The following is a 17,369-nucleotide window of genomic DNA, read 5'->3' as shown; positions in this document are numbered from 1 at the left end:
CCCGGCCCGCTCGCCGGCCCTACTTTCGTGGACGTCCCTGGTGTCGTCGATCGGAGTGGGACGTTGCTGATCTGAGGTCCTGTGCACACCGTGCAGCGCCCGCCGCGCCCTGTCGCGGCCGGAGCGCCCGTGTGCGATCTCAGTGTCCGGCCGTCCTCTTCCTCCTCGACGTTCACGGGAGTTCCGTATGTCCACCGACGCCCGCGTCAGCTGTGTCTCGCTCTCCTTCCGCCGGCCCGACGGCGGCGAGGTCTTCTCCGGCCTCGACTTCTCGGTGGGTCCGGGCCGCACCGGACTCATCGGTCTCAACGGCTGCGGCAAGTCCACCCTGATCCGGCTGATCGCCGGTGAACTCACCCCGCACGCCGGAACGGTCAGCGTCCGCGGCGGGCTCGGCCATCTCCCGCAGACCGTGGTCCCGGACACCGCGCTGCGGGTCGACCAGGTGCTCGGGATCGCGGAGAGGCGCGCGGCGCTGGACGCCGTCGAGTCGGGCGACGTCCGGGCGGAGCATTTCGCGGTGATCGGCGACGACTGGGACGTCGAGGAGCGCTCGCTCGCCGCCCTCGACGGGCTCGGTCTCGGGCACATCGGGCTCGACCGCGCCGTCGGGGAGATGTCCGGCGGCGAGTGCGTCCTGCTGCGGCTGGCCGCTCTGCTGCTGCGCGACCCCGGCGTGCTGCTGCTGGACGAGCCGACGAACAACCTTGACGCGTACGCCCGCAGGCGGCTGTACGACGTGGTCGACGCCTGGACGGGAACGCTCCTCGTCGTCAGCCACGACCGCGAGCTGCTGGAGCGGGTGGACCGGATCGCGGATCTGCGCGAGGGCGAGGTGACCTGGTACGGCGGGAACCTGCCGGCGTACGAGGAGGCTCTGGCCGTCGAGCAGGAGGCGGCCCGGCGCACGGTGCGGGCGGCCGAGTCGGACGTACAGCGCCAGAAGCGCGAACTGGCCTCCGCGCACGTGACGTTGGCCCGTCGTAGGCGCTACGGGCAGAAGATGTGGGACACCAAGCGGGAGCCCAAGGTGGTGATGGGGCAGCGCAGGCGCGCCGCCCAGGTGTCCGCCGGCAAGCACCGCGTCCTGCACACCGAACGGCTGGCGGCGGCAGAGGAGCGTCTGGGCGAGGCGGAGGCTGCGGTACGGCAGGACGAGGAGATCCGGATCAAGCTGCCGGGCACCCGCGTCCACCCGGGGACCGAGGTGCTGCTGCTGCGCGACCCCGTGCCGCCGTATGGCCCGCCGCTGCGGGGCGAGTTGACGGTGCGGGGGCCGGAGCGGATCGCGTTGACCGGGCGCAACGGAGCGGGCAAGACGGCGCTGCTGCGGACCGTGGCGGGCGAGTTGTCGCCCCTGTCTGGCGAGGCGGGTCCGCTGGTCGCGACGGGGTACCTGCCGCAGCGTCTGGACGTGCTGGACGACGACGCGTCGGTGGCGCGGAACGTGGCCCGCGCGGCGCCGGAGCGTACGGAGAACGCGGTACGGGCCCGGCTGGCCCGCTTCCTGTTCAAGGGGGCGGCCGCGGACCGCCCGGCGTCGACCCTGTCGGGCGGGGAGCGGTTCCGGGCGACGCTGGCGATGCTGCTGCTGGCCGATCCGGCGCCGCGTCTGCTGCTGCTCGACGAGCCGACGAACAGCCTCGACCTGGTGAGCGTACGGCGGCTGTCCGAGGCGCTGGCCGCGTACGAGGGGGCGCTGATCGTGGCGAGCCACGACGTGCCCTTCCTGGAGTCGATCGGGATCACCCGGTGGCTGCGGCTCGACGGCGAACTGCGGGACACGACGCCGGAGGCGGTGCGGGCCGGCCGCTGAGGGGGTCTCGTACGACGGCGGCGCGGCCGCGGACCCGGGCAGGATCGGCCGGACGCGCCCTACGGCCGGGGCTGACGGGGCCGTGCCGGACGGCGGCCCCGCCCGTCCCTCCCGGGCGGGTCCGCCGGCGGGGCCGGCCAGGCGACGTCGTCGATGGCGAGCCAGGGGGCCGCGGCCAGGGCCGTGGGCGTCATCCCGGTGAACGCCCTGACCTCGCGGTGGAGGTGGGGTTGATCGGCGTAGCCGGTGGACGCCGCCACCCGGGCGGCGGGATGCCCGGCCGCGAGGAGGCGGGCCGCGTGGTCGAACCGGACCAGCCGGGCGGCGTGCTTCGGGGCGAGGCCGAGCTGGGAGCGGAAGCGGGACCAGAGGCGCTTGCGGCTCCAGCCGACCTCGTCCGCCAGACTGTCGACGCCCACCCGGCCCCGGCCGGCGAGGATGAGCTCCCAGGCCGCGACCACCTCCGGGTCCGGTGAGCGCCGGGCGTCCAGCCGGCGGCCGAGGGCGTCCGCCGCGATCGCGAACCGCTCGTCCCAGGTGGCGGCCGCCCGCAGCCGGTCCTCGGTCCGCTCGGCGTCGCGGCCCCAGACGTCCTCCAGGGGGACGACGGCCCCGTCGAGATCGGCCGTCGCGCCGAGCACGGCGACCGCCAGGGGCGGTGGCAGCCGGATCTGCAGGCACTCGACCGCCCCGGCGTACCGGCCGCCGAGCCGCAGTTCTCCCGGTGCGAGCCCCGCGACCGAACTGCCGTGCGCGCGACCGCCGTCGGAGTCCCGGACGATACCGCTCCCCTCGCTCAGGTCCACCAACAGGGTGATCGACGGGTGCGCGACCATCGCGATGTCGCCCTGGACCGGGCCGAGTTGGCGGAATCCCGCCATGGCTGCCCCCGGCAGCCGGCCCGGGCGCCGCGGCCTCGCGACCTCGACTGCCGACCAGTCCGGGGATGATGCGGTGAGGCTCACAGCGCCAGGGTAGGGCGTGTCCGGCGGGTCGGGGGCCTGCCCAGGATCCGCCGGACGCGCCCCGAGGGCGGTGCGCGTGGGTCAGCGGTCCGCCGCCGCCAGGAAGCGCAGCAGCAACTCACCTGTCTCCTCGGGTGCTTCGAGCATGGGGAAGTGCCCGACACCGTCCAGTCGCTCGACCCGCGTGCTCGACGCCGTGTCGTAGAGGCGTACCGCGTCCGGGTCCCAGCGGGGGTCCGCGGCGCCGAAGACCACGAGCGCCGGGAGGCCGAGTGCGCCGAGGCGGGCGGGAAGGCTCCGTTCGGCGATGTACTCGGTGTTGCGGCGCAGCACCGTCCTGAAGGTGCGATAGCCGATGCCCCGTACGTCGTCGACCAAGTCGTCCGGGACGCTCACCGGCCGGCGGCAGACCGCGTTCACCCCTCGGCGGAGCATCGCGTCGGACCGGACGCGCCACAGCAGCGGTCCGAGCGGCGGGGCGATGAGCGCCCGGAGGAGGGCGGGCTGCGGGAGGAGCGCGTCGGGGCTCGGGCCGCTGCTGATCAGCGCGAGGGCTCCCACCAGGTCCGGGCGCCGCTCGGCGAGTGCGGTGGCGATGTATCCGCCGCTGGAGTGCCCCACCGCCGTCACGGGCCCCAGCGCCAGGTCGTCGAGCGCCGCGGCCACGACCGCCGCCTGTCCGGGCACGTCGTACGAGGCGGCGGGCGGGGACTGGCCGTGCCCCGGCAGGTCGATCCGGACGACGTGGTGCCGGCGGGCCAGCGCCGGCGCCACCGGGCCCCAGGAACTGCCCGCGGCGCCCGATCCGTGGATGAGGACGAGCGGCGGCGCCCCCCGCCGGCCGTGGTGGACCACGCGCATCCCGCGCACATGCGTACTGCCGTCGATATCCATGCGGGTGAGGATGGCCGAGCCGCCGCTCGACGGTCTTGTACGAATGTCGCCCGGGGCCGGCACGTGGGCCCCGGCGGCCGGCCGGGCCCGGCCCGTGGTCCACGATCGTCGCGGAAAAGGCGACAGAAGCTGTCCGGTATCCCTTCTAGCGTCGTGGCCATGGACCTCATCCCCGAGCGCGACACGGAGCCGGCCGCCCCCGGCTCCGCCCAGCGCGACATCGTCATCACCGGCGCGCGCGAGAACAATCTGCGCGACGTCTCCCTCCGCGTCCCCAAGGGCCGGATCACGGTCTTCACCGGGGTCTCCGGCTCCGGCAAGTCCTCCGTGGTCTTCGACACGATCGCCGTGGAGTCGCAGCGGCAGCTGAACGAGACGTTCACGTCGTTCCTGCGCAACCGGCTGCCGAAGTACGAGCGCCCGCACGTGGAGTCCGTCGAGGACCTGTCGGTGGCCATCGTGATCGACCAGAAGCCGCTGGGCGGCAACGTGCGCTCCACGGTGGGCACGGCGACGGACATCTGGTCGGTGATCCGGGTGCTGTTCTCGCGGTGCGGGACGCCGAGCGCGGGCGGGGCGACCGCGTACTCGTTCAACGACCCCGCCGGGATGTGTCCGGAGTGCGACGGGGTGGGGCGCACGGTCCACCTGGACCTCGACCGGGCGATCGACTGGTCGAAGTCGCTGAACGAGGGGGCGCTGCTGCTGCCCGGCCTGTCGGTGGGCAGTTGGGAGTGGAGTCTGTACGGCGGGTCGGGGCGGTTCGACAACGATCTGCCGCTGGCCGAGTTCGGCGAGGAGGATCGGCGACTGCTGCTGCACGGTTCGGGGTTCACCGTGCGCGTCGACATGCGGACCGCCTCGGCGGACATGCGGTTCGAGGGGGTCGTCACCCGCTTCGAGCGGCTGTACCTCAAGCGCGACACGGCCGCGCTGTCCGAGAAGCGGCGCGAGGCGGCCGCCCGGTTCACCGTGGAGCGGGTGTGCGGCGCCTGCGACGGGGCGCGGCTGAACGCGGCGGCGCTCGCCACCCGGGTCGACGGCCTCTCCCCCGCCGACTACGCCCGGCTGGAGATCTCCGAGCTCATCGGCGTGCTGGAGCGGATCGACGACCCGGTGGGCGGCCCCGTCGCCGCGGCCGCCCGGGAACGGCTGGAGCGGCTGGCCGGGATCGGGCTCGGCTATCTGAACCTGGGGCGGGAGACCACGACGCTCTCCGGGGGCGAGGGCCAGCGCCTGAAGATGGTCCGCCATATGGGCAGTTCGCTCACCGGGCTGACGTTCGTCTTCGACGAGCCGAGCGTCGGTCTGCATCCGCGCGATGTGGGGCGGCTGGGCGATCTGCTGGTCCGGCTGCGCGACAAGGGCAACACGGTGCTGGTCGTCGAGCACGACCCCGATGTGATGGCGGTCGCCGACCACGTCGTCGACATGGGGCCGCGGGCCGGTTCGGACGGCGGGCACGTCGTCTTCGAAGGGCCGTACGAGCGACTGCGCGAGGCCGACACGCTCACCGGCCGGTCACTGCGCCGCCGCACCCCGCTCAAGGGAGCCGTCCGCACCCCTACCGGCCGGCTCCCGGTGCGCGGAGCGGATCTGCACAACCTCAAGGGGCTGGACGTGTCGTTCCCCACCGGGGTGCTGACCGCGGTGACGGGGGTCGCGGGGTCGGGCAAGTCGACGCTGGTGTCGCGGGTGTTCACGGCGGCGTACCCGGAGGCGGTCGTCATCGACCAGAGCGCCATCGCCGCCTCGTACGTCGGGGCGCTCGACGCCATCCGCAGGGCGTTCGCCCGGGAGAACGGCGTGGACGCGGGGTTGTTCAGCTTCAACTCCTCCGGAGCGTGCGGGGGTTGCGCGGGGCGCGGGGTGATCTCGACGGATCTGGCCTTCATGGACCCGGTCACCACGACCTGCCCGGAGTGCGAGGGCCGCAGGTTCCACGACGAGGTGCTGCAGCACCGGGTCGCCGGCCGGTCGATCGTGGACGTGCTGGAGATGACGGCGGCCGAGGCCGAGAAGGTCTTCGACGACCGCGCGCTGCTGCGGAAGCTGCGGACGCTCGACGAGGTCGGCCTCACGTATCTGACGCTCGGGCAGCCGCTCAGCACGCTCTCCGGCGGGGAGCGCCAGCGCATCAAGCTCGCCACCCAGCTGCACCGCACCTCCGGCGTGTACGTCCTGGACGAGCCGACGACCGGGCTGCACCTGGCCGACACCGGCACGCTGGTCGATCTGCTGGACCGGCTGGTCGACGCGGGGAACACGGTGATCTGCGTCGAGCACAACCTGGAGGTGGTGAAGCGGGCGGACTGGGTCATCGACCTCGGACCGGACGGCGGCAGGCGTGGCGGCGAGCTGGTCTTCGCCGGAACGCCCGCCGGCCTGCTGGCGCATCCGACGTCCGTCACAGGCCGGTACCTGCGCCGGGATCCGGGGGTGGGAGCGGCATCCGCGAGCGGGTGAGGGGGCGGCCTCCCGGAGGCGCGAGCGGAGCACACACCCACCCTCACCTGCGGTCATGACGCTGCGCAACCGCTCACTGGCGGGGACGGGCTTGGATTTGGCCTTACGGTCGCCTTAACCTACGGTCACGTAACCTACGAAGCCGTAGGTAATTCTCCCGTCCCCAGGAGCTCCAAGTGACGATCGCCTCTCCCCACCTCGGCAGTTCGAAGGCGTGGACCGACGCCCAACTGCTGTACGCGCTGGAAGAGGTGGTGGAGAAGGAACTCAACCGCCATCTCAAGGTCGCCAAGGACTGGATGCCGCACGAGTACGTCCCCTTCTCCGACGGCCGGAACTTCCCCGGGATCTTCGAGGACGGCGAGGCGTGGGCGGCCGACCAGTCCAAGGTCACCGACATCGGCAAGATCGCCCTCGTGGTGAACCTCCTCACCGAGGACAACCTCCCCAGCTACCACCACGAGATCGCCTCCCTCTTCGGCCGCGACGGCGCGTGGGGCACCTGGGTGCACCGCTGGACCGCCGAGGAGGGCCGCCACGGCATCGTGATGCGCGACTACCTGCTCACCTCGCGCGCCGTGGACCCGGACAAGCTGGAGCAGTTCCGCATGGCGCACATGGCGGAGGGCTTCGAGTCGGACAACCGCCACTCGATGCTGCACTCCGTCGCGTACGTCGCCTTCCAGGAGCTCGCCACCCGCGTCTCGCACCGCAACACCGGCCACCAGTCCGGCGACCCGGTCTGCGACCGGATGCTGGCCCGCATCGCGACCGACGAGAACCTGCACATGGTCTTCTACCGGAATCTCCTGGGCGCCGCCTTCGAGCTGGCCCCGGACCTGACCATGCAGGCCGTACGCGACGTCGTCGTCAACTTCCGGATGCCCGGCCACGGCATGCCCGGCTTCGAGCGGGCCGCCGCGCAGATGGCGATCGGCGAGATCTACAACATGCGCATCCACCACGACGACGTGATCCAGCCCGTGCTGCGCTTCCTGAAGGTCATGCAGATCGACGGGCTCGGCCCGGAGGGCGCCAAGGCCCAGGAGGAGCTGGGTCTGTACATGGGCGGGCTGGACAGCGAGGCCGCGAAGTTCGACGAGAAGCTCGCCGCCCGAAAGGCCCGGATGGCGGCGCGCGGCCGCGCCTGACCGCAGGGGTTCACGGGCCGGGGACGCGACCGGGAGCGTTCAGCGTCGGTCGCGTCCGTCCCGGCGCAGCCGCTCGCGTTCCTTTTCGGACAGTCCGCCCCAGACGCCGAACCGCTCGTCGTTGGCGAGGGCGTACTCCAGGCACGCCTGCCTGCCTTCGCAGGCGTTGCAGAGCTGCTTGGCCTCGCGGGTCGAACTGCCAGGGGCGGGGAAGAAGAACTCGGGCCCGGCCTGCGCGCACAACGCGGTCTCCTGCCAGGCGAGTGCGTCGTCGGTCACGGTGTTGATCAGCATGGAGCACACGGTGCCCGGTGGCGATAAACAGCCGATCAACGATCCATCAACCGGCCGGTCGGCTACTGCCTCGGCTCGGGCCGCATGACCGCGAAGACGGCCCCGTACGGGTCGGCGACGTTGGCCATCGTGCCGACGCCGGGCACCTCCATCGCGGCCAGGGTCTCCGTGCCGCCGAGCCGCCGGGCCTCGGCCACGGTGGCGGCCACGTCGGACACGGCGAAGTACGGCAGCCAGTGCGGTCCGCGCGCGGCCTCGGTGGGGACGTCGCCCATCCTGACCAGACCGCCGAACGACGCGTCCGCGTCCGCCCCGGCCGGGTGGGCCGTGGTGTAGGTGTAGTCGGTGCCCTCGACCTTCAGCTCGTCGGTGCCCCAGCCGAACACGCTGGTGTAGAAGGCGGCCGCCGCAGGGACGTCGGGGGTGTAGAGCTCGGCCCAGAGGAACGAGTCGGGCTCCTGGATCACGCCGAAGCCGGGGTGGTCCTTGGGCTGCCACACCCCGAAGTACGCGCCGGCCGGGTCCGTGAAGCCGCCCATGGAGCCGAAGTCCAGGACGTCCATCGGCTCGAAGACGGCGCTTCCTCCGGCCCGTTGGACCGCGGCCGCGGTGGCGGCGACGTCCGGCGACTGGAACGAGACGGACCAGGCGCTCGGCGCCTGCTCCTCGGGCACCGTCATCACCCCGCCGACGTACCGGCCGTCCAGGGTGAGCATCCCGTAACCGCCGACCTCGGGGCCGCCGGGGATCAGGCCCCACCCGAACAGCTCCCGGTAGAAGCCGGTGGCGCCGTCGAGGTCGGGGGTGCCGAGGTCGACCCAGTTGGGCGCGCCGTCGAGGAAGATGGGGCTGATCATGGTGTGCTCCTCGGTCGGTCCGGGCGGGTCCGCACAAGGCGCGGCGCCGGAACGGTCCCCCTCGCTCCGAGTCTCGCACCGGGTTCCGGGAGCCGCAGTCCGCACGGGGCCGACCGGGGCGCGATCCACCGCAGCGGCCGCGCGGCGCCCGCTCCGGCCCCTGCGGCAGGGCGGCCGGGGCCGCGTCCGGCGGTCATCGCGTCGGTCATGCGGCCAGGCTAGACAGCGGACGGGAGCCGGGGCCAGGCGTTGCACCGGCGCGGCGCGGCGTGCGTCGCGGGCGCCGGAGTACGGCCGGTGTCGGGGGCCGGCCTCCCCGCGGACGTACGGCGCGGGCCCGGGGGTGTCGGCGGTGCGTGGGACGATGGCGGGGAGAACGGGGTGCCGGGGCCGGGGGCCGTCCGGGGAGCAGAGGGACGCGCATGAGGCGGAGCGGGACGGCGGGCACTACGGGCGCGCCTGCGGCGGCCGGTGACCCGGTGGCCGTGGGCGCGGCGGCGCGGGAGCTGCTGGCGCGGGCCGAGCGGCTGCTGGCGGGCGCCCGTGCCGTGCCGGCGGACCGGGCGGGCGCGGTGGACGCCGTACGGACCGTGCTCGACCCGCTCCTCGACTCCCTGGTGGGCCGGGAGCTGGCCCACATCCCCGTCTCCCGGCTCAAGGACGTCACGGAGGGCCGGCTGCGGCTCGGGGCCCTGGAGCAGGCCGGGTTCGGCACGGTCGGCCAGGTCCACGGCACCGACCGGTACGCGCTGCGGCAGCTTCCCGGGGTCGGGGCGCACACCGCCGACCAGGCGCTGGCCGCCGCCCGGCAGATCGCCCACGCCGTGCGCGACACCGTCTCGGTGCGGATCGACGTGGACGCCCCGGACGACACGAGCACCGCCCTGGTCACCGCCCTGCACCGGCTCGTCGAGGCGGGCCCGGGCGCGCGCCGGGCGGTGGACGCGGCCCGGCGGCTGACCGGACTGCTGGAAGAGCCCGTGGAGTCCGCCGCGCCCGCCGGGAGCCGGCTGCGCATGCTGCTCGCCGGGGCCGGGACGCGGGCGCGGGTGCGCGAAGCGCTCGGCGCGGTGCGGGCGGCGGTGGCGGACGCCGACGAGCGGGAGCTGCCGGTCCTGTTCGCGCAGGCGTCGGCCGACCTGCTGCGCTCCGACGCCTCCCCCGCCGAGGCGTGGGTGGACTTCGAGCTGCGGTCCGCCGAGTACTACAGCCTGCTCGCGGAGCTGTCCGGCAGCGGCCCGGACCGGGACGCGGCCGAAGGGTTCCTGCCCGCCGGGATCGCGGACCGGGTGCGGGCGCTGCGGCTGGACGACACGTTCCTGCGGGTGTCGCTGCGCGGCTACCAGGCGTTCGGAGCGCGCTTCGCGCTGGCGCAGAAGCGGGTGATCATCGGGGACGAGATGGGCCTCGGCAAGACCGTGCAGGCCATCGCCGCACTGGCCCACCTCGCCGCCGGCGGCGAGACCCACTTCCTCGTGGTCTGCCCGGCGAGCGTGCTGATCAACTGGACCCGCGAGATCCGGGCCCGCTCCACCCTGCGCGCCGTCCCCGTGCACGGTACGGAGCGGACCGAGGCGTTCGCGGACTGGCGGGAGGCCGGCGGGGTGGCGGTGACCACCTTCGACGCACTGCACCTGCTGCCCGGGGGCGCGGCGGCACGGGTACGGCCGGCCATGCTGGTGGTGGACGAGGCGCACTTCGTGAAGAACGCCGAGACGCGCAGGTCCCCTGCGGTGGCGGGGTGGGCGGAGCAGGTGGAGCACGTCCTGTTCCTCACCGGCACCCCGATGGAGAACCGGGTGGAGGAGTTCCGCAGCCTGGTGCGCCGGCTGAGGCCCGAGCTGGCCCCGGCGGTGAGCACGACGCACGGCGCGGCCGGGTCGCGGGCCTTCCGCCGGGCCGTGGCGCCCGCCTATCTGCGCCGCAACCAGGCGGACGTCCTCGCCGAACTCCCGGCGCTGGTCCAGGTGGACGAGTGGGAGGAGTTCGGGCCCGAGGACCGGGAGGCGTACCGCGAGGCGGTCGCCTCCGGCCGGTTCATGCGGATGCGCCGGGCCGCGTACGCCGTGCCCGCGACCTCCGCGAAGCTGGAGCGGCTGCGCGAACTGGTCGGCGAGGCGCGGGAGAACGGTCTGAAGGTGGTCGTGTTCTCCTACTTCCGCGAGGTTCTCGCGGCGGTCGGCGAGGCCCTGGGCCCGGACGTCGTCGGGCCCCTCTCGGGGAGCATCCCGCCGGCCGGGCGGCAGGAGCTGGTCGACGCGTTCTCCTCGGTGGAGGGGCACGCGGTGCTGCTGAGCCAGATCCAGGCGGGCGGCACCGGTCTGAATCTGCAGGCGGCCTCCGTGGTGATCCTGTGCGAGCCGCAGGTCAAGCCCACGCTGGAGCACCAGGCGGTGGCCCGTGCGCACCGGATGGGCCAGGTGCGCACGGTCCAGGTGCACCGGCTGCTCGCCGAGGACAGCGTGGACCAGCGGCTGGTGGAGCTGCTGGCCCGGAAGAACCGGCTGTTCGACGCGTACGCGCGGCGCAGCGATCTCGCGGAGACCACGCCGGACGCGGTCGACGTCTCGGACGCGGCGCTGGCGCGGCGCATCGTCGAGGAGGAGCAGCAGCGGATGGCGGGGGCGCCGAAGGGCCCTGACCCGGCGCCCGACGCGAACCCCGCGCCCGATCCGGACTCCACACCCGGGCCGGACCCCGAGCACAGTGCGAACCTCACGCCTGGGCCGGACCCCACGCCCAGCGCGAACCCCGCGCCCGGTCCGGCCCCCGCGCCACGGGGCGACCCCGACTGGGCGTGACTCCGACCGGATGTGGCCGACGGCGTTCGCTTCCGGCGCCCGCCGCCCCCTCGGGCCGGATCGGCGTCAGTGCTGGTGCCCGCCGGCTCCGGCGGCCTTCTCGCCCACCCCGTTCTCCGTCTTCTTCTCCTCCGCCCCGGCCGTGCTGTGATGCGGCTCGTACCCCGGGATCGTGCCGTCCGGCTTCTTGATCAGCAGCAGGCCCGCCATGCCCATGTCCGAGTGGCTCTGGACGTGGCAGTGGTACATCCACGCGCCCGCCCCCACGCGTTCGCCCGCGATGATCTGGAGGCCGAAGGAGTCCGCGGGACCGCAGATCTTGTTGTCGATCACCCGGCTGGGGTCGTCGGGGCCGGTGAGGAGGCCGGTCCGGTTGTCGGCCCAGCGGTGACCGTGGATGTGGAAGGTGTGGTAGTACTCGCCGTGCGTGATCATCACGAATTCGAGCCGGTCCCCCACCGTGGCCTCGAAGTTGACGCTGTTGTGGGCCGTCTTGTTGTTGATCATCATGTCGTTGAAGACGACCGTGCACGTCTGGTCCGGCAGGATGTCCCCCTTGCGGCGGACCACGACGGGTCCGTAGAGCCCCTTGCGGATGCCGCCGGTGCCGTGGTCCGTGCCGACGACGTGGTCGTGGTAGTGCCAGTAGCCCGCGCTGCCGGGCTCCCAGGTGCCGTCCTTGCGGCGGCCCGGGGCGTGGGTGCGCCAGGTGTACGTCCGGGTTCCGCCGGGCTCGACGTGGCTCTTGTTCATCCGGGTGCCGTCGTTGGCGATGTCGTAGTCCACGCCGTGGACGTGGAGACTGGCGTCGACGTCGGTGAGGTTCTCGAAGTCGATGTGGACCGTGTCGCCCTCGTTCAGCTCGATGAGGGGGCCGGGGATCGACGCCTTGCCCTTCTCGAAGCCGTAGCCGAGCTGACCGTCCGGCAGCTTCTCGGCGTACATCTTCAGTCGGCGCACCACTCCGCCGGCCGGAGCCGTACGGGGCGGCTTCTCGGCGGAGCTCGCTTCCACGGCCCCGAGCGACAACGATGTCACCCCCGTGGCGGCAGCGGCGGCTCCGCCGACCAGCATCCGGCGGCTGAAGGTCCTTCGGTCCATGTCGAACTCCCCACTGCGATAAGGAAACTGGCGGAACGGCCGCTACGGGGGCGGCCACTCGCGGGATCGCCGGAACGGGCCACACCGTAGCCGGGGCACCCCCGTTTATCCACACTCAGGACAAAGTTCGTTCGAATGCCGCCTCATCTCTTGGCGCGCCGCGAAAAGAGGTCTAGCTTCATGCGCTGTCGCGGTGAATCGAGAGGCACCGACGAAGAGCGAGCAAGCCACAGTCACCGAGAGGTGCAGTGACCAGAGAGGGGTGGGTGACCCCATGCAGCGCGCATCGCATCACCGGTCCAGATCACGACGCGGCCTCGCGGCGGCCGTGGCGGCCGGCGCACTGACCGTGTCCATGCTGGGCGCGGGCGGCCCGGCCAGCGCCGACACGTCGCCGGACCGGGCCCTGGTGGAGAAGATGGCGACAACGTTGTCCCTGCCGTCGCCGCCGGGTGCGAAGAACCAGGTCAAGGTGCTGGTGTTCCACGCGTCGGCGGGCGACGAGGCGCCGTACGCCGACGCCGGGATCGCGGCGATCGAGAAGATCGGGCTCTCCGGACCGGAGGGACAGCGGTTCACCACGGTGGCCACCAATGATCCGAAGGTCTTCACCAACGGCAAGCGGCTCGGCTCCTTCCACGCCGTCGTCTTCCTGACCGGCGGGGGCGACGTCCTCGACCCGGCGCAGGAGGCGGGTCTCGAGGCGTACATGGAGGCGGGCGGCGGCTTCCTCGGCATCCACGACGCGGCGCGGACCGAGCCGTACTCGGACTGGTTCACCGGTCTGGTCGGCGCCCGTCCGGCGGCGAACGGCCCGGCCCCGGTCCAGCGGGCGACGGTGGAGGTCGGGGACCGGATCCACCCGGCGACCAAGAACCTGCCGCTGGAGTGGAAGCGCCCCGACGCCTGGCTGAACTGGGCGAAGAACCCGTCCGGCGACGTCCACACCGTGGCACGCGTCCGGGAGTCGACGTACAAGCCGGGCGCGAACGCCAACGGCTGGGACCACCCGGTCTCCTGGTGCCGCGACTACGACGGCGGCCGGTCCTTCTACACGGCGATGGGCGGCACGGCGGACAGCTTCGCGGAGACCGACTTCCGCGACCACCTGCGCGGCGCGCTCGCCTGGACCAACCGGACCTCGCAGGCCGACTGCAAGGCGACGATCACCTCCAACTACGCGGCCGAGCGCGTCACCCGGCCCAACCAGCCGGGCCAGAACGACCAGATCGGCGAACCGCACGGCCTGGTGACCGCGCCGGACGGGCGGATCTTCTACATCGGGCGCGGCGGCACGGCCAGTTCGGTCCCGGTCGTCACCGACTGGAACGACCCGAACATCGGCAAGGGCAAGGGCGAGATCCACGTCTACGACCCGAAGACGAAGAAGGTCACCCTGGCCGGGGCGCTCGACGTCTTCGGCAACAAGGGCGGCGGCGACGAACTGGTCAAGGTCGAGGAGGGGTTGCTCGGCATCGAGCTGGACCCCGGCTTCGCGTCGAACGGGTGGGTGTACCTGCACTACACGCCGCACGCGAAGATCGACCGCGACAAGCGCATGGCGACCCGCCAGGTCTCGCGCTTCACCTTCGACCCGTCGACCGACAAGCTGGACCTGGCCTCGGAGAAGGTGCTGCTCGGCTGGCCGGTGCAGATCAACAGCTGCTGCCACGCGGGCGGCGGGATGGCGTGGGACTCCCAGGACAACCTGTACATCGCGACCGGTGACAACAACTCCTCCGGTTTCAGCGACGGTTACTCCGGCAACAACCCGCAGCCGAACTACAAGGGCGTCTCGTTCGCCGACGCCCGGCGCACCGCCGGCAACACCAACAACCTCAACGGGAAGATCCTGCGCATCCACCCGGAGGGCGACGGCACGTACACGCTGCCGTCGGGCAACCTCTTCACCGGCAAGGAGCCGGACGAGGGCGGCGGCAAGACGCGCGGCGAGATCTACGTGATGGGCGTGCGCAACCCGGCCCGCATCTCGATCGACCCGGCGACGGACACCCTGTACGCGGGCTGGGTCGGCCCCGACGCGGGCTCGCCCTCCACCACGTGGGGCCCGGCGAAGTACGACACGTTCGCCGCGATCACCAAGGCGGGCAACCACGGCTGGCCGTACTGCATGGGCAACAACCAGCCCTACCGGGACCGCAATCTGCCGGACCCGACGAAGCCTCTCGGCTGGTACGACTGCAAGGCCCCGAAGAACGAGTCGCCGAACAACGACGGCCTGGTCAAGCTGCCGCCGGTGACGCCGAACACCATCTGGTACTCCCCTCAGGGCGGCGGGGTCGACTACCCGCGCGACGCCAACGGCGTACCGAGCTACAAGACGGAGGAGGGCAAGCAGCTCCTGCCCTGGCTCAAGGGCGGCGGGCAGGCCACGATGAACGGCCCGGTCTACCGCTACGACGCGAGCAGCGAGTCCACCGCGAAGTGGCCGGCGTACTGGGACGGCAAGTGGTTCGTCGGCGACTTCTACGACGACACCCAGCCCCGGCACGCCGTGCTCACCGACCCGAAGACGGTCGGCAAGGGCGGACTGCCCACGCACGCCGAGTCGTTGAAGAAGATCATCCCGGTCGGGGCGGACGGCATCCGCAACCTGATGGACTGGAAGTTCGCTCCGGACGGTTCGCTGTACGTCCTCGACTACGGGCGCGGCTTCTTCACCTCGGACTCCAAGTCCGCGCTGTGGCGCGTGACGTACAAGGGCGGCGGCGCGACCCCGGCCGTCGCGGACCTCGTCGGAAAGGCGGCGGCGAAGTGAGACACCCCTCCCTCCCGGGACGGCGGAGGCGGCGCCGGCCGCCGCGCCTCTGGACGGCCCTGCTGGCCTCCCTGCTGATGGTCCTCGGGCTGACCTCGACGGCCGCGTACGGCAAGGGCGGCGACGCCCCCGCGGCCGAGGCGGCGGACCAGGTGCTCACCTGGACCGCGGGCGACCCGATCGACCACTACCTGACCGCGCCGGAGACGGCGGTGGCCGGCAAGGCGACCATCGTCTTCGAGAACAGCGCGGCCACCGGCAACACCACGAGCATGCCGCACACGCTGACGTTCAGCACATCGGACCCGGAGTACAACAGCGACGTCCAGCTGAACATCCTCGCCAATCCGAGCGACGCCGAGGGCGGCAAGCACAGCGTCGAGGTCACCCTCACGCCGGGGAAGTACTTCTACCACTGCACGATCCCCGGCCACGGTGAGATGAAGGGCGTCCTGACGGTCACCGAGGGCGGTGGCGGCGAGGACACCGAGGCCCCCGCCACCTCGGCGAAGGTCGACGGCGACAAGAACGGCGACGGCGCATACATCGGCCAGGCCACCGTCACCGTCGAGGCCAGCGACGCGGGCTCCGGCGTCGACACCGTCGAGTACGCGCTCGGGGCCGACGGCGCGTGGCAGCCCTACACCGCGCCCGTCGTGGTGGACGAGGTCGGCGACCACACCGTTCGCTACCGGGCCACCGACAAGGCCGGCAACGCGGCCGCGGAGAAGTCCGTCGACTTCGCGGTGGCGGCACCGCCGACCGACGACGAGACCCCGCCGGAGACCTCGGCGACCGTCACGGGCGAGAAGGACGACGCGGGCGCGTACCTGGGCATGGCCACGGTCACCGTCACCGCGTCCGACACCGGGTCCGGCGTCAACACCATCGAGTACGCGCTCGGCGCCGACGGCGCGTGGAAGGCGTACACCGCGCCGGTGATGGTCCACGAGACCGGCGAGCACACGGTCCGCTACCGGGCCACCGACCGGTCGGGCAACGTCGCGGCCGAGAAGTCCGTCGCGTTCACCGTGGTCGAGCCGCCGTCACAGGACCGGACGGCTCCGGAGACCTCGGCGAAGGTGGAGGGCGACCGGAACAGCGACGGCGCGTTCATCACCAGCGCCAGGGCGACCGTGACCGCGACCGACGACGACTCGGGCGTGGACAAGGTGGAGTACAGCCTCGACGGCGGACCGTACCTCGCGTACACCGCCCCGGTGATCGTGGACCGGGTGGGCCACCACATCATCGCCCACCGGGCGACCGACAAGGCGGGCAACACCTCCGCGGCGAAGAAGGCGTCGTTCACCATCGCCCGGGGCGGCGGGGTCCCCGCGCCGAACTGCGCGGAGTTCGACGAGCGGCACACCGTCTTCGTCGGCACGATCGACACGGGCGTCCCCAACCGCATCACCCGCAACCGCTGCACGATCAACGAGCTGATCGAGGACGAGAAGGACTGGTCCTCCAACGCCCTGTTCCTCAAGCACGTCACGGCGGTCCTCGACAAGCTCAAGACCGACGGCGTCATCGACCAGCGCGAGCGCAGGGCGATCAACCAGGCCGCCAAGCAGTCGGGCATCGGCAAGCCGGGCCAGTCCGAGGGCTACACCAAGCTCTTCGACGGCACGGCGGCCTCCCTCGCCAAGTGGGAGCAGGTCGGCGGCGGCAGGTTCGAGCTGAACGAGGAGGAGGGCTCGATCACCAGCTCGACCTCGGTGGACGGCATGGGCATGCTGTGGCTGCCGAACCGGGCCTACGGCGACTACTCGCTCAAGCTCCAGTGGCGGGACGACGCCCCCGGCTCCGGCAACGCCAACGGCGGGGTCTTCGTCCGCTTCCCGAAGGTCCACGACCACCCGGAGGAGTCCCGCCCCGAGTGGGTCGCCATCAAGTACGGCCATGAGATCCAGATCAACGACCGGCCCGACGGCGACATGTACAAAACCGGTTCGGTCTACGGCTTCGACCGGGTGGGGCTCGGCGGCGCCGGGGTCACGCCCAAGGGCACCTGGAACGACTACGAGATCAAGGTGGTCGACCAGACGTACGAGATCTACCGCAACGGTGTCCTGATCAACCGGTTCGACAACACGCGCGGTCAGCTCTTCGAGCCGCCGCGGGGCGACGACCCGGGCACCGACGGCCGGCGGTTCGCCTCCGGGTACATCGGGCTCCAGGTCCACGGCGTCACCGACGTCATCTCCTACCGCGACATCCGCATCAAGGAGCTGTAACCCGC

At 72.4% G+C, this 17,369-nt stretch carries 11 protein-coding genes; 6 read left to right on the top strand and 5 right to left on the bottom strand.

Annotation, left to right across the window (positions count from 1 at the left end):
• The first annotated feature begins 187 nt into the window (after positions 1 to 187).
• Positions 188 to 1,816, top strand: coding sequence for an ABC-F family ATP-binding cassette domain-containing protein (locus tag IF19_RS0103735; RefSeq protein ID WP_030113939.1), 1,629 nt, complete (start codon positions 188 to 190; stop codon positions 1,814 to 1,816).
• Positions 1,817 to 1,875: 59 nt separating this feature from the next.
• On the opposite strand, the gene IF19_RS0103730 is transcribed toward IF19_RS0103735, so the two are convergent.
• Positions 1,876 to 2,781 (bottom strand): helix-turn-helix domain-containing protein, encoded by a 906-nt coding sequence (locus IF19_RS0103730; RefSeq protein ID WP_234313148.1) that lies wholly within the window; start codon positions 2,779 to 2,781, stop codon positions 1,876 to 1,878.
• Positions 2,782 to 2,862: 81 nt separating this feature from the next.
• On the bottom strand, positions 2,863 to 3,675 hold the full coding sequence (locus IF19_RS0103725) for an alpha/beta fold hydrolase (protein ID WP_032747258.1): 813 nt from the start codon (positions 3,673 to 3,675) through the stop codon (positions 2,863 to 2,865).
• A 159-nt stretch (positions 3,676 to 3,834) separates the two neighbouring features.
• Between IF19_RS0103725 and IF19_RS0103720 the strand changes: the two genes are divergently transcribed.
• Together IF19_RS0103720 and IF19_RS0103715 are read left to right on the top strand one after the other, a co-directional pair.
• Entirely contained in the window at positions 3,835 to 6,141 is a 2,307-nt protein-coding gene (locus IF19_RS0103720; RefSeq protein WP_030275927.1) for an ATP-binding cassette domain-containing protein, read from the top strand.
• Positions 6,142 to 6,317: 176 nt separating this feature from the next.
• Positions 6,318 to 7,292: an acyl-ACP desaturase gene (locus IF19_RS0103715; protein ID WP_030120330.1), complete on the top strand. Its 975-nt coding sequence runs from the start codon at positions 6,318 to 6,320 to the stop codon at positions 7,290 to 7,292.
• Positions 7,293 to 7,331: 39 nt separating this feature from the next.
• Here IF19_RS0103715 and IF19_RS0103710 read toward each other — a convergent pair whose 3' ends face one another.
• A complete protein-coding gene (locus IF19_RS0103710; protein WP_030113933.1) occupies positions 7,332 to 7,586 on the bottom strand; it encodes a WhiB family transcriptional regulator in 255 nt (84 codons plus the stop codon).
• A 62-nt stretch (positions 7,587 to 7,648) separates the two neighbouring features.
• Positions 7,649 to 8,443, bottom strand: a complete 795-nt coding sequence (locus tag IF19_RS0103705; RefSeq protein ID WP_030275925.1) for a VOC family protein — start codon at positions 8,441 to 8,443, stop codon at positions 7,649 to 7,651.
• 422 nt (positions 8,444 to 8,865) lie between these two features.
• Here IF19_RS0103705 and IF19_RS0103700 point away from each other — a divergent pair, with 422 nt between their 5' ends.
• Entirely contained in the window at positions 8,866 to 11,244 is a 2,379-nt protein-coding gene (locus IF19_RS0103700; RefSeq protein ID WP_234313147.1) for a DEAD/DEAH box helicase, read from the top strand.
• A gap of 66 nt (positions 11,245 to 11,310) precedes the next feature.
• Here the strand turns inward: IF19_RS0103700 and IF19_RS0103695 are convergent, their stop codons facing one another.
• Entirely contained in the window at positions 11,311 to 12,345 is a 1,035-nt protein-coding gene (locus tag IF19_RS0103695) for a multicopper oxidase domain-containing protein (protein ID WP_030120328.1), read from the bottom strand.
• 274 nt (positions 12,346 to 12,619) lie between these two features.
• Between IF19_RS0103695 and IF19_RS0103690 the strand changes: the two genes are divergently transcribed.
• Entirely contained in the window at positions 12,620 to 15,124 is a 2,505-nt protein-coding gene (locus tag IF19_RS0103690) for a ThuA domain-containing protein (protein WP_234313146.1), read from the top strand.
• A complete protein-coding gene (locus IF19_RS0103685; protein ID WP_030113929.1) occupies positions 15,121 to 17,364 on the top strand; it encodes an OmpL47-type beta-barrel domain-containing protein in 2,244 nt (747 codons plus the stop codon). The genes IF19_RS0103690 and IF19_RS0103685 overlap by 4 nt, the downstream gene beginning before the upstream one ends.
• Positions 17,365 to 17,369: the final 5 nt, after the last annotated feature.

This window comes from Streptomyces californicus (genome assembly GCF_000717645.1).
Classification (GTDB): domain Bacteria; phylum Actinomycetota; class Actinomycetes; order Streptomycetales; family Streptomycetaceae; genus Streptomyces; species Streptomyces californicus.
Note: the sequence above shows the minus strand (reverse complement) of the source record. Positions and strands in the feature narration are given on the sequence as shown.

Excerpts from the sequence above, each read along its gene's own strand:
- IF19_RS0103735 (WP_030113939.1), top strand. The coding sequence starts at position 188 with ATGTCCACCGACGCCCGCGTCAGCTGTGTCTCGCTCTCCTTCCGCCGG.
- IF19_RS0103725 (WP_032747258.1), bottom strand. The coding sequence starts at position 3,675 with ATGGATATCGACGGCAGTACGCATGTGCGCGGGATGCGCGTGGTCCAC.
- IF19_RS0103720 (WP_030275927.1), top strand. The coding sequence starts at position 3,835 with ATGGACCTCATCCCCGAGCGCGACACGGAGCCGGCCGCCCCCGGCTCC.
- IF19_RS0103710 (WP_030113933.1), bottom strand. The coding sequence starts at position 7,586 with ATGCTGATCAACACCGTGACCGACGACGCACTCGCCTGGCAGGAGACC.
- IF19_RS0103705 (WP_030275925.1), bottom strand. The coding sequence starts at position 8,443 with ATGATCAGCCCCATCTTCCTCGACGGCGCGCCCAACTGGGTCGACCTC.
- IF19_RS0103700 (WP_234313147.1), top strand. The coding sequence starts at position 8,866 with ATGAGGCGGAGCGGGACGGCGGGCACTACGGGCGCGCCTGCGGCGGCC.
- IF19_RS0103695 (WP_030120328.1), bottom strand. The coding sequence starts at position 12,345 with ATGGACCGAAGGACCTTCAGCCGCCGGATGCTGGTCGGCGGAGCCGCC.
- IF19_RS0103690 (WP_234313146.1), top strand. The coding sequence starts at position 12,620 with ATGCAGCGCGCATCGCATCACCGGTCCAGATCACGACGCGGCCTCGCG.